This window comes from Psychromonas sp. 14N.309.X.WAT.B.A12 (assembly GCF_030397575.1).
In the GTDB taxonomy this organism is placed as follows: domain Bacteria; phylum Pseudomonadota; class Gammaproteobacteria; order Enterobacterales; family Psychromonadaceae; genus Psychromonas.
Map to the genome: position 1 here is coordinate 101629 of NZ_JAPNXS010000006.1, position 13444 is coordinate 115072.

Below are 13444 nucleotides of genomic sequence, written 5' to 3' on the forward strand. Positions count from 1 at the left end.
AAAGTAATGATCGTTATAAGATTAAATATGCATAATAAGTTAAAGACGACAGTTATTATAAATTAACAATTTAACAGGGAAGCTGCAAACATTCAAAAAAGGATCAAAGAGGTAGAGAGTAAATATAATTGTTATTCGATTCATTACTTTCATCAAGGAAGCGATCAAATTAATCACATTATCCTTGATGAAAGTACGTGAGTATTAGCTTTTAATAATGAACTGGTTTTTTCTGTCGCTTATCTACATTTAATGAAAAAATATCGGAGCGAGAATAGTGACCGACAGGGTCAAAATCCATTTTACTTTTAATTAATGTCGCACGCTCAAGTTCAGCATAAAGAATAGTTTTTTCATTCAATACAGGCCCCGCAATTATCTCCCCTAAAGGACCAACAATAACACTTGCGCCTCGCATTACTACATCATCAGGGTTATTCGTGAGTATGCTACGGTAGTCTTCTCCATATTCTCCTCGAGTTATATACTGACAAGCACTCAATACATAACAACGCCCTTCCATAGCAATATGTTGCATTGAAGATAACCAAGTATCTCGGTCATCAGCAGTGGGAGCACAATAGATTTCAACCCCCTGAGCATACATAGCAGAACGAATGGCTGGCATATAGTTTTCCCAACAAATCACACCGCCTATCTTACCTAATTCACTATTGATAACATCTAACGTAGAACCATCGCCAAATCCCCAAATTAAACGCTCAGCCCCCGTTGGCATCAATTTACGACGCTTTCCTACTAAACCGAGTTTCGGGTCAATAAATGCAATGGAACAATAAAGTGTTGACCCACCTCTTTCGATAACTCCTAGCACCACAAATATATTATATTCTGTAGCGCACTCTTTAATCTGTTGTAACTCTTTACCATCAATATCCACCGCACCTTCAAAATACTGCATAAAGTCATGACGGCCTTCTGGCAATCGAGTACCTACGGGAGTATCAAAATTCAAACCTTTTGGATAAGTTCCTAAAAATGCTTCAGGAAAGACCACTAGTTCAGCGCCATTATTCGCTGCTTCAGCAACTAAAATGCAGGTCTTTTCAGTGGTTGCTTGCGCATCAAAAGGCACACTACTATCTTGCACAACTGCAACTTTACATGTTGATTTCATCATTTCTTTCTCCGACTATTTATTTAGAGGCAATAGATCGTTTATTTTCATCTATGTTATTTTTCATATATTCATCAAACATATCGTGATAACCCGAAATCGAACGTTTCGATACTGACTGACTAAATTTACTTACTATTAACGTCACTAACACATTAACAATGAATGCAGAAAGGCCAGGCCCCAAAGGAATATCAGGTTTAATTATTGCAATTAATGCCATGATAAATGCGCCACTGATTAAACCGTAAAAAGCACCTGACTCGGTGATAAAGCGGAAATGCAACATGCCTAAAGCAGAAGGCACAAGTTGCAAGCCTAAACCAAATCCTAATGAAGCAATCGGAACAATCAACCCTGCACCGCCAGGGGCAAGTGCTAATGCAAGTACTAATAGGGTTAAAGTTCCTACCACAAAACGAGTTAATTTTGTCACGCCTTTACTAGACATTGGCTTTTTACGCAAACTTCCAACCACATCCTCTGCAACTATACTTGCCGATGACAATAACTGGCTATTGATGGTGGAAATGGCTGCCGCTAAAATACCTGCTACTACAAATGCTCCTAGGATAGGCGCATATTCAGCAAAAATAAGTGGTAAAATGGTGTCACTGGTTTCTTTACTTACCCCAGGAACAATACCGGGAATCGCAGCAGCAGTGCCGATGACGAGCGGGATAATCGCCATCATCCAAGAGTTCCAAAATGGTGTCATCATTGCTACTTTCCCTAATACAGCGGGAGATGAAGCCGAATAAAACTTTTGCCACATGTGCGGTAATACCCAAGCACCAAAACCTAGGCCTAACCATATCTCAATCATTTTTAGTGGTTTACCTGAATTCACCATTAACTCTGGTTTGTAAGACATTACATTTTCGAACATTGAAAACCCACCAGCAAGATAAGCGATGTATAAAGCAGTACAAATAAGAATAGTGGCAAAGAAAAGCCCCATAAATGAGTCGGTCCAGGCGGTCCCTTTAAAACCAGCCCATAATACAATGATGCCCACCATTAATGAGGTAATGGTTACACCAACAACATAGGGTACTGCACCATTAGTCATAGTATCTAACGCTAACGCCCCACCACTGACTTGAATGAGCATCACAGGTACTAGTGCTAGAATACCAATAAGCGCCACAGTGGTCCGAAGGCGTTTACCTTGATAGTAATGTTCTACCATTTGCCCCGGTGTAATAAAGCTATATCGTTTACCTGCTAACCAAATTCTTGCTCCGAATAGCCAGATAAATATGCCATGAAAAATGGTCCAAACGGCAAAGCCTATAAACCAGATACCTTCCCGAAAGTAGGCACCGAATGAACCTAAAAGTGTCCAAGTAGAAAAATAAGTTGCCCCCATCGATAACAATAAAACGATAGTGCCAGTATTTCTCCCACCAATAACAAAGTCTTCAGAAGAACCTGCGCCAGTTCCTTTATCACTTTGCTTTGCTAAGAAAGAGATTAATAAAAAAGCACCTATAAAAATGCCCAGTAATACAATCGTAATCGAGTTATTCATCGTCTTTCCCCCAAGGCATCGGCTTTTCATTTAATTTATTAACAAATGGGATAAAATAAAGTGGGTACATAGCAAGTACACACAAGGTTAATATCACATTACAAATTAGAGTTAATGCCAACGGTTCTGGGATAAAGCCAATTAAATTTGGCGAATTAAAAAAGCCAAAATAAGGTAGCCAAGTTAAAACTAAGCAAACGCAGATAACTAGCCATAATAGTTTTCTCATTCTTTTCATAGTGTATTCTCCTAATACAGATATTTTAAAAGCTGTTCCTTTACTTCAATAATCTTTAACCTTTGTTATATTACGCTCACATTTTGCGTTTCACATATAACAATTTTGAGTACAACTCGTTGCAAAAAACCGCACACCATGAAAATTAATAGTGGTTGTTAAATAAACAGTTTTAAAGACAAAAGGATAGGGTAAATTATGCAGATATCTTCTTTTACGTACTTTCTCGCTGTCGCTGATACAGGCTCAGTACGCAAAGCAGCCACTAATTTACACGTCAGTGCATCAGCTATTAGCAGACAAATTAAAAACTTGGAATACAGTTTTAAATGTACTCTCTTTGAAAGGCGTATATCAGGGATGGTATTAACTGAAGAAGGAAAAATTATTGCTCAGCATATGCAACGCACTATGCGAGAAATGGAATTAGCTGAAGCAGAAGTTAATGAAATTAATGGTTTATTAAGTGGCAGTGTTTCATTTGCTTCCATAGAAGGTGTCATTAGCTCTTGGTTATTACCGGCAATGAATCGCTTTCAAAGTCAGCACCCTAATATCTATTTTGATGGGAGGATTTCCGCTTCAGAGGCTGTATATGATGCTGTTGCGAGTGATCAAGTGGACTTTGGGATTGCAATGCAAGATATTCCAAGAGTTGATATTGAGATCATTGAAAAATTTGCTACTGGTTTCAAGGCAGCTATGTCACCAAACCACTCACTCGCCAGCTTTAATTCCTTAACGTTACCGCAATTAACACCTCACCCATTGTCAATGTTGAATGATAATTTTCTTACTCGGCAATTACTTAATAGTATCGCTATTCAACGTCAATTAGATTTTACTATTACTTGTAATCTAGACCATATTGGCATGCTCAAAAGTTTTGTATTAGAAAGTAATGGTATAACTATACTCCCAGACTACGCAGTTACCGAAGAGATCCATAATGGCAATCTAGTTATCGCAGATATTAGTGAACAAGAGATGCCTAAGAGCATTACAGTCTTATGTGTGAAAAAGGATCGAAGAATGACCAAAGCTGCCGAAAAATTTTTGAATATAATTAGACATGATATTACTAATTAGTAAAGGGCTAGTAAATCTTAAGTAAGGGTTCGCTCACTATCGTATAATGCTTTAAATAATGAGCGTATCCAGATACACATTGGGTCATCGTGAAAACGTTTATGCCAATATAAATAAACACAGTCAAAACCAATTTGTAACCCATCAGGTATATCACGGGTGATTAAACGATCATCGTGACAGGCAGCTTCAGCAAACGTAGCAGGTAAATAAAATATAATATCTGTTTCAGCGGCAATGCTCGGCGCGGAACTAAAATTGCTTAATAGCACAGGTACTGACAATAAATTTTTGCTACTGCTTAAGCCCAATTCTTGAAACTTATGGTCAAAGGGCAATTTCTTCTCACCTTGCAAAGAGATTTGTCCGAAGTCACAGTTTACTAGTCGTTCCGGCGTTAACGGTTGATTTGCTAGAGGGTGTTGCTTATTCATCAACAATTTAAATGTCCTACTGGCAACCTTCATACGATAGATATTCTGCTCTGACGTTGACGGCTCATGAGCAGATAAAGAGAAATGCACATCACCCGCTATCAAAGCTTCAAAGTGGCGCTTTGGCGTAGAATCTAGGCTAACCACCATATTAGGAGCTAACTTTCTGACTTTAGCAATGACCTTAGGCATGAAGTCATTAAATTGTGGTTGCAGACCATAAAAGCGCACTTCACTGCTAATCGTAGCAAGATCAAATGACTGTTTATGCGCTAACTTTTCTAAGCTCGCAATCACCGTCATAATATCTGGCTTAATCGTTTCGGCCTTAGAGGTTAATTCATATCCATACTGCTTACGCACCAATAACTCATCATCAAAAAACACACGCATTTTTTGCAATGAACGGCTAACTGCAGATTGACTCATATTAAGCGCTAGTGCGGTGTTAGAAACATGTTTCTCTTCTAATAAATGTTTTAAAACATATAACAAATTCAAATCAATTTGAGCGAGGTTCATTGTCATCCTTTACATTAATCTTATTGATTATCACTATTATATCAACTTGTAACAGATAATAACTATCAATTAATATAGAAAGCCTTAGAAACTATCAATGTACGATATGTGGGGGATTTACTCTGAGAGATAAGAAAAGAGATGACCAGCTATTAGTCATATCTGTTACATCATATTGAGCTATTGTATTAGGCACAATATGATGCACAGATATCAGTTTAAACCACTTATTTAGCGGCTAATTTATTGGCAGTCCAAACATACAACAATTCCAACGCAATAGTCGCTGCAGCTAGGGCTGTAATATCACTTTGGTCGTACGCGGGAGAGACTTCCACCACGTCCATACCCACTAGATTAATACCTTGCAAAGCACGAATAATTTTTAATGCTTTATCCGAACTAATTCCGCCGCAAACAGGCGTTCCAGTACCCGGTGCAAATGCAGGGTCTAAACAATCAATATCAAAGGTCAAGTAGACAGGCTTATTGCCTACTGTTGCTTTAATTTGTGCCACAATGTCATCGACACTACGGTCATTCGCTTCCATTGCATTAATCACATTAAAGCCGTGATCTTGCTGTTTGTATTCAGTGCGAATACCAATTTGCACAGATGAAGCAGGATCAATCAACCCCTCATTGGGTGCATGGTAAAACATAGTGCCATGGTCATAACAGCTACCATTATTATAAGTATCCGTATGAGCATCAAAATGAATCAAGGCCATTTCGCCATGTTGCTTTGCATAAGCGCGTAATAGAGGCAGAGTCACAAAATGATCACCGCCTAAACTCAATAGCATTTTACCACTGTTGAGAATTTGATCTGCTGCAGCTTCAAGACGTTGAGTCATATCCTCTGCATCACCACAATCAAATACTAAGTCACCCGCATCAATTACTTTAGTGTGATCAAACAGCTTAAATTGCCATGGAAACTTTTTACTTTCCCAGGCTAAATTTACCGATGCTCGACGCATAGCATCAGGGCCCATGCGTGCACCAGAACGCCCCGAAGTGGCCATATCAAATGGCACACCTAACACCACAACATCCGCCTCTACCGGTATTGGATTCTTCACTAATGGACGACGCATAAAGGTCATCGCATTAGAATACAAAGAGAAGTCCTCTTTAGTAAATAAATCGTCAAAACCATGCTTAGGTGCAACTTGAGATACAGCTGACATCTAAAAACCCTCTAAATAAGTGTAACCCGCTAAACCTTGCTCTAGCTCGTCTAAAATACTTTGTTGCTCTTCAGGTGAAACACGAGAAGATGCTAATGCACGGTAATTATCACGAATAGCTTCCACATCGATATGTACATATTTCATCACATCTTCAACCGTGTCACCTTCATTCACCGACTCAATATCTAAACCACCCTGTTCATTCACATTTACGACCACACTGTGTGTGTCACCAAATAAATTATGCATATCGCCTAAAATCTCTTGGTATGCACCCACTAAGAAGAAGCCCATTAAATAAGGCTTATCCGCAGACCACGCAGGAACTGGTAACGTAGTTTCAATACCTTGACCATCAACATACTGATCAATAACACCATCAGAATCACAGGTAATATCCAATAATACTGCACGACGCTCACCTGCATTTTGCAAGTTAGACAGTGGTAAAATTGGGAATACTTGGTCAATCCCCCACGCATCTGGCACCGATTGGAATAGCGAGAAGTTAACAAAGAACTTGTCCGCTAAACGCTCATTTAAATCATCTAAAATAGGACGATGAAAACGATTTTTAGTGCTCATTTGCAAGCTTAATTCGTGATAAATACGTAAAGCAACTTGTTCACCCCAAGCACGTTGTTGAAGATTAATCACACCCGTTGCAAATTGATTATGTACTTCCACAATGTCACTTTGTGTATCATTGTAGATCTCAATAAGTGCACGGTCATCACTGCCACCAGATAATAAACTCCAGTTATTCCACATGTTTTGCAGCAACAATGAACCTTGTTCAACAGGTGCTTCAATGACTTCTGGTTTATAGGTTTCCGCGCCAATAACATTAGTAATTAACACCGCGTGATGTGCAGTTAACGAACGACCAGACTCAGAAATAATCATTGGTTTTGGTTGCTCATAAAGGCTACATACATCGCTGATCGTAATCACGATATTACGCGCATACTCTGCTAAGCTATAGTTCATTGAGTTATGAGATTGACTACGTGTTCCGTCGTAATCTACCGCTAAACCGCCACCCACATCTAAGTAATCTAATGGCACGCCCATCGCACGTAATTCACAGTAAAAACGAGCCGCTTCACTAACGCCATTACGCACGTCACGAATATTCGCCATTTGCGAACCTAAATGGAAATGCACAAGCTGTAATGTATCTAATTGGTTTTCAGCTTTTAAACGCTCAACCACAGTTAACACCTGTGATGCAGCTAAGCCAAATTTAGACTTTTCACCACCACTTGATTGCCATTTACCTGCACCTTGTGACGCTAAACGAATACGTAAACCCATACGCGGTTTAACACCTAGCGCACGTGCCTCTTCTAGCACTAAATCTAACTCTGATAGTTTCTCTAAAACAATCAGAACCTTATGCCCTAGTTTTTCACCGATTAAGGCTAAACGAATGTATTCTCTGTCTTTGTAACCATTACATACAATCACTGAGCTCGCTTGATGTGCTAACGCTAATACCGCTAATAACTCAGGTTTACTACCAGCTTCCAAGCCGAGTTGTTTTTGTGCTAGCTTTGCTTGGCTCGCTAAGATCTCATCAACCACTTCTTTCTGTTGATTCACTTTAATTGGATAAACTAATAAATAGCTATTATCGTATTCAACTTCTTTGATTGCTTGGTTGAAAGCATCACAAATATTATGCACACGTTGATGCAAAATTTGTGGGAAACGCACTAATGCAGGCATACTTAAATTGCGTGCTTCTAATTGCGCAGCAATGTCACTTAATGCGACTTGATGTTCACTATCACTGCGAGGTGATACATACACCTCACCTTGATCGTTAATGCCGTAAAAGCCTTGGCTCCAGTAGCGAACATTGTATTCAGCTCGGATGCGTTCCATATCAATTGAATGTTGCAAATTCGTATCTCACAAATAAGGTAGAAATAATGATGACCCAGAAAACTGAAGCCATCTGTTAACAAACCGTTTTATTGGCGCGGATTATTGGTGAAGAAAGCGAGGACGTCTAACTAATAATTTTATAGTTTTTAATCAAAAAAATTGTTTGATAGGTTGTGTATATACATTTTTATTGATTACGAAACATGAAAAAGGGAAATTAAACAAAAGAACAAACTCAAACACCAAGTAATATCGGTGTTTGAGTAAAATAAAGAACAGCCAATAAAGGCTTTTAACATGGCGAGTGTTTTGAATAGTTAATTAAGAATGATTAATCTTACTTAAGTTTTGTCACTAAAATTTGTTCAACACGTACCCCTTCAAGGTCAAGCACCTCAAATTTATAGTCTTGATGGGTAAAGTGATCAGTACGTTTTGGTAATCGTTTCAAGGTATAAATCATAAACCCAGCGATGGTTTCGTATTGAGTCCGATCTGGAAAATCTTCAATAGATAAACAGCGCATCACATCATTAATAGGCGTTAACCCCTCAATTAACCAAGAAGATTCATCACGTTGTACTATTTGCTCTTCATCTTGATGCGTGATTAATTCCCCCATAAAGCTGCTTAACAAATCTTTAACCGTCACAATCCCCACCACAGTAGCGTATTCATTCACAATCACAGCAAAAGGCTGAGTTGCCACTTTGAACGCATTCAATGCCTCAGAAAGAGTTAACGTTTCAGGCAGATAGAAAAGATCTTTATCCACTTGTGTAGGGTGAATTTGTGCTAACTCTCCTTTTAACACTAAACGCAAAATCTCCTTCGATTCGATACTACCTTCAATATTATCTAAACCACCATTACATACTAAGAAGTCATTGTGTGGTTGTTCAATAATTTTCTGACTAATATCTTCGCTGCTATCATCTAAGTCAAAATAGATAATTTGATCACGAGGAGTCATCACACTGCCAATCGTGCGAACATCTAGGTCAAACACATTACCAATTAACTGATATTCCTGTTTTTGCAAACTACCATCTTCAGCACCCGCATCCATCATCGCGATAATATCTTCAGTGGTCACTAACTCAGTGCGTTCAGTTGGAATATGCAATAAACGTAGCATCATATTGGTCAAACCATTAAATAAAAATACCGCCGGCATCAATAGGAAAGTAATGCTGCGCATTAACGATACAATGCGAATTGCGACTGACTCAGGCATGATAATCGCTAATCGTTTAGGTAACAGATCAGCAAATAAAATAAACAGGGAGGTCAAACAAATAAAAGAGAGGATAAAACTGATTTGATTTAACAATGCGCCTTGATAAAACAGGCTAATCACCTGCTTAATATAAGGTGTTAAGGCTTGCTCACCAATAATCCCACCTAAGATGGAAATACCATTTAAAGCGATTTGCATCATCGCAAAAAAGTTACCTGGTTGCTGTTGTAACTCCAACACTTCTAAGGCTTTTGTATTGCCTTCATCAGCCATCACTCGCAGCTTTATCTTGCGTGCAGCAGCAATAGATATCTCTGACATAGCAAATACTGCGCCTGCTAATATTAATAAAACAATGCTCAACACATCACTCATTTTTACACCCTTTTATAGCAACAAATCAGCTCAAGGCGATTGTTACTGTATTAAAGGCTAACCCATTTAGCCGTAAAATCAGGCGCATTATAGTGTGAGTTTAGCATTCGACAACGCTTATTTTTTGAAAAGTAAGCGTTTGTTTTAAGTCGAAACTTAACCGGCTGAATATAAAGAAATAAGTTTACATGAAGTGGCTATTTCTGAGTCTAAAAAGCAACGGACAACAACAAAAAGCACGTACTCTAACTACCGACTATAAAGGAGAATAAATGTCAGGTATTGTTATAACCAATTAACAAAGATAAAAAGCCCTCGAGAGCAATCAAAATCCTTCTAATTTTCCACATTACATCCACCATCAACCACATTGTAATCCGACTAAATTCATCAATATTCGATAACATGAAGTGTAAGCCGATTAAGCAATAAGTTGAATAACCGTTGTAATCCATTTCACATAATCAACTCTTTAGATGATTGACTTCTGGGTATTTTAAAAGCGGTTAACATACTTTATTACCCCTCTTGCTGGAGGTAAATATACATCACTACGATGCGCTCAATATCTTCACTTTGCTTTAAATACACACAATTTTTATTTGAAACTGCTACAACTAACACTGCATTCTTCATCTCAATTAGTTTATTATGTGCGCTGGTTTTTAAACTTTATAACAAAAATAATATTGTTAAAAACCTAGGTGAGTCGCATCAAGCGATACCTAAAGTGACATTAGGTAAATAGGCTGCTCAAATGGCATCGATTATTATAATAAAATAGCTGTTATTGAGCATAATATTTAATCAAAGGAAGGAAAATAGCTTGTCATACCGATAACATTAAAAAAGTGAATAGTATCCTGAATAGCAATGGCTAAACTAAAAGTAGAATTTAATGTAAATAGATCCCTTTTTGCACAATTAATTCCCCTTTAAATAAGTCACTTAAAGCAGGAGATAGCTCATTTAATTAATGAAATTAGTATTAGAACAGACTCATTATTTTTTAATAACAATAATAATAAAAATGATAGTTTTAAAGGTAGTCAATGCTGTTTAGTTAATGGTAACCCTACACTTTTCAACCAATATCACCTTTAAAAATTATCAGTCCTAAATTTTAAAAGGAAAAATAATGAAGTTTGCAAAAATTATAATGTTAAATTGTGCTTTTTTAACATTATCTGGATGTGTGGGTGGATTAACTGATAGACAAGAAAGAGAGTATGCCGCATTTGAAAACGATGGTGTATTAGTAGAAGAAAAAACACCTACTTTAGGTGCCTTACTAGGTGTATTACCTGGTGCTGGGTCCTTTTATACAGGCAACCCAGGACGCGGTATTACTAACCTGCTGCTATGGCCAATTTCTATTTTGTGGGAACCAGTCAATGGTTGGAATGGCGCCATGAAAATTAACTATGATATGACCGCTTATCGCCTCAAAAAGCAACATGAGGAAGAGCTGTTAATATTAGAGTTTCAATACAAAAACGGTGAAATAAATAACAACGAATACTTTTTTAAACTACAAAGATTAACGCAAAAGTACCAATACCAATATTAAGTTAAATAGTATGAACAATAAGGACAGAGTTTGTTAAATAAAGCTGACAAACTCTGCCTATTTACTCTAATGAGTATACACAAAGCCACCATAGAGGTACTTAGTTGCTTCAGCCCCTAATACAACCACTTTATCTCCCCTCTTCAACTTACCTGAATTGATCATTCTTGCTAAACTAACCCAAATAGCAGCAGAGCCTAAATTACCTAACACTTTGCCATCATTAATCACACCTTGTATGGGGACACCTAGTTTTTTTGCGATCATAGTATCGATATGCCCATTAGCTTGATGTGGTAAAATATAATCAAAATCCTCTACCTGATAACCACGTGATAGCACTGCCTGCAAACCAAGCTCAAACAGCTTTTCCCCGCTTTTTTTAACCGCTTCAGTATTATGGTGAAAGCGCGCCATTTCTCCTGCGCCAACCGTATTTGATCCACCATCTAAGTAAAAACCAGGTTCCTTACCATGGCCAATTTGACCAATATACATATCACTAATACGTTGCTTTGATTGAGTTGCATGTTGCACTATCGCCGCGGCACAACCATCCCCCATTTGCATATAATTGACCAATTGAGAGGTACTAATAAAGTCTTTATTGATATCAAAATATACTGAGCCAGTTTCACAACCGACAATTGCTAAAGGCTTAGGCTCACTTAAGCTAAAGGCGCTAGCAATTTGTAAGGCATTAGCAAAACCAGTACAAGCTTGTCGTAGTTCCAAGTAAGGAGCATTCACCGCAAGCTTATCAGCAATCCATGAAGCATTAGGCGGAACTTGTGTATGTGGCGTGCAAGTATGACTTAATAAATAACCAAGATCAGAGGCAGATAGATTAGCTGACAAAAGAGCATTTGTTAAAGCTTCACTGCTCATATCAATACTTGATGGAATACAGGCACTCAGGGGGGTAGTTAAATCTCGTACCAAATGTCGCTTCTGAACCCCTAAGCGATTAGCAATGATTTCAGCCTTTCTTTTTATAGTTCGACCACATAAGGTTTCAAGGGTATCAAACAAAGTTTTATTGGTTACTTGTTGAGGAGGTAATACTGCATTAATTGATAATAAATTAAGGTCATTCGGTGCAAAAGTTACTGCCATTTGGCCTCCAAAGCACTAAAGATACGTGCTAGATCTACGCCTAATGCTGAAAAATGCTGCTCTTGTGTTGCTAGTAGTTTGTGTAAACTCTGACTAACCACTGCTTGTTCTAACTTAAACATAGCAGATGTTGCTCCTAGCACTTGAGCATGATGTTTTGCTATATAAACGTGTTTAGCTTCATCTTTTTTAATCAAACCGCAAAGTATGGCAAAAGGATGAGAGCTGCCTAATAATGAATGCTCAAATTCATGCATAATTTGAGTAACACAAGCATCTAATACGGCAATTTTAATAAAATGCTGGCACCGCCACTCTCTCCTGCCTAACTTGGCATAAAACAATCTTGCTTGGCCTTGTATCTTTTTCTGTGTTGGCACAACCGGTAAATGCTCAAGTATCCATTGCAAGGCTTGATCATGACGAGACTCGTCTTGTTCTACCTCAATTAAGCTATTAATCATAACTTGGTTTTCAGCAGTTGATTGCGAAAATAAGCGCGTAATTTCTTGATTAAAAACTAACTGTGCAGATTGTTCACCACATAGTAATAGCGGGATCAAATGAGCCAGGATGAATTGCTCGTCAGCAGACCAATCTGCAGCACAATTATCAGGGTTATTGATCCAGTCACTAATACGTTGGCCATTGGCGTTAGATATTATCGGCACATGAGCTTGATGTGCATTAGGTAATAGAAAGCAACGCGACTGATTATGAGGCATACCACCCACCTTGCTGAATACAACAATCATCAGCGGAAACTACTTGGGATTTCACAGAAACCAGTACATACACAGTCATATAAATGCTTCCTTTGTCATTCAAAGTCATCAGCTCACTTTCCTCAGTAATATAAATAATTTATTACTAATAAAAGACCTCAATAAAGCCGTTTTTAATTCAATTATTCGTGATGAACGGCAAACATAATAAATGACTTATATTTTGCTGATATAAAAAAGAGCAATCGTGATGGCATGCGTTCAGCGCATTAAATGCTTAAAAGTGACGACAAAAGTGGTGATGGGCAAAAGGGAAAGTTGAGAAATACTTAGTTTATTTGCTTATAGGTATTGATTGACCTAGATCTAACCCC

Annotated in this window: 11 protein-coding genes; 2 read left to right on the forward strand and 9 right to left on the reverse strand. The window is 38.0% G+C overall.

Annotation, left to right across the window (positions count from 1 at the left end; genetic code table 11):
* Window positions 1–211: 211 nt before the first annotated feature.
* The 3 genes from OW492_RS09475 to OW492_RS09485 are packed head-to-tail and all read right to left on the reverse strand — an operon-like array spanning window position 212 to window position 2910.
* Window positions 212–1141 (reverse strand): carbon-nitrogen hydrolase family protein, encoded by a 930-nt coding sequence (locus OW492_RS09475; RefSeq protein ID WP_290039714.1) that lies wholly within the window; start codon window positions 1139–1141, stop codon window positions 212–214.
* Window positions 1142–1157: 16 nt separating this feature from the next.
* Window positions 1158–2672 carry a sodium:solute symporter family protein gene (locus tag OW492_RS09480; protein ID WP_290039715.1) on the reverse strand — a complete coding sequence of 505 codons (1515 nt, stop codon included), beginning with the start codon at window positions 2670–2672 and terminating at the stop codon, window positions 1158–1160.
* On the reverse strand, window positions 2665–2910 hold the full coding sequence (locus OW492_RS09485; RefSeq protein ID WP_290039716.1) for a hypothetical protein: 246 nt from the start codon (window positions 2908–2910) through the stop codon (window positions 2665–2667). The genes OW492_RS09480 and OW492_RS09485 overlap by 8 nt, the downstream gene beginning before the upstream one ends.
* Before the next feature lie 198 nt (window positions 2911–3108).
* Between OW492_RS09485 and OW492_RS09490 the strand changes: the two genes are divergently transcribed.
* On the forward strand, window positions 3109–3999 hold the full coding sequence (locus OW492_RS09490; protein WP_290039717.1) for a LysR family transcriptional regulator: 891 nt from the start codon (window positions 3109–3111) through the stop codon (window positions 3997–3999).
* A 17-nt stretch (window positions 4000–4016) separates the two neighbouring features.
* Here the strand turns inward: OW492_RS09490 and OW492_RS09495 are convergent, their stop codons facing one another.
* The 4 genes from OW492_RS09495 to OW492_RS09510 form a co-directional block, all read right to left on the reverse strand.
* A complete protein-coding gene (locus OW492_RS09495; protein ID WP_290039718.1) occupies window positions 4017–4955 on the reverse strand; it encodes a LysR family transcriptional regulator in 939 nt (312 codons plus the stop codon).
* A gap of 227 nt (window positions 4956–5182) precedes the next feature.
* Window positions 5183–6148: an agmatinase gene (speB, locus tag OW492_RS09500; protein ID WP_290039719.1), complete on the reverse strand. Its 966-nt coding sequence runs from the start codon at window positions 6146–6148 to the stop codon at window positions 5183–5185.
* Window positions 6149–8059, reverse strand: coding sequence for a biosynthetic arginine decarboxylase (speA, locus tag OW492_RS09505; RefSeq protein ID WP_290039720.1), 1911 nt, complete (start codon window positions 8057–8059; stop codon window positions 6149–6151). It lies immediately after the preceding gene.
* A gap of 322 nt (window positions 8060–8381) precedes the next feature.
* A complete protein-coding gene (locus tag OW492_RS09510; protein WP_290039721.1) occupies window positions 8382–9659 on the reverse strand; it encodes a hemolysin family protein in 1278 nt (425 codons plus the stop codon).
* 1138 nt (window positions 9660–10797) lie between these two features.
* Between OW492_RS09510 and OW492_RS09515 the strand changes: the two genes are divergently transcribed.
* Window positions 10798–11229, forward strand: a complete 432-nt coding sequence (locus tag OW492_RS09515) for a hypothetical protein (RefSeq protein ID WP_290039722.1) — start codon at window positions 10798–10800, stop codon at window positions 11227–11229.
* A gap of 66 nt (window positions 11230–11295) precedes the next feature.
* Here the strand turns inward: OW492_RS09515 and OW492_RS09520 are convergent, their stop codons facing one another.
* Window positions 11296–12345 (reverse strand): 3-oxoacyl-[acyl-carrier-protein] synthase III C-terminal domain-containing protein, encoded by a 1050-nt coding sequence (locus OW492_RS09520; RefSeq protein WP_290039723.1) that lies wholly within the window; start codon window positions 12343–12345, stop codon window positions 11296–11298.
* The gene (locus OW492_RS09525) at window positions 12336–13070 is read right to left on the reverse strand and encodes a hypothetical protein (RefSeq protein WP_290039724.1); all 735 of its coding nucleotides are present in this window, start codon (window positions 13068–13070) and stop codon (window positions 12336–12338) included. The genes OW492_RS09520 and OW492_RS09525 overlap by 10 nt, the downstream gene beginning before the upstream one ends.
* Between the last annotated feature and the right edge of the window lie 374 nt (window positions 13071–13444).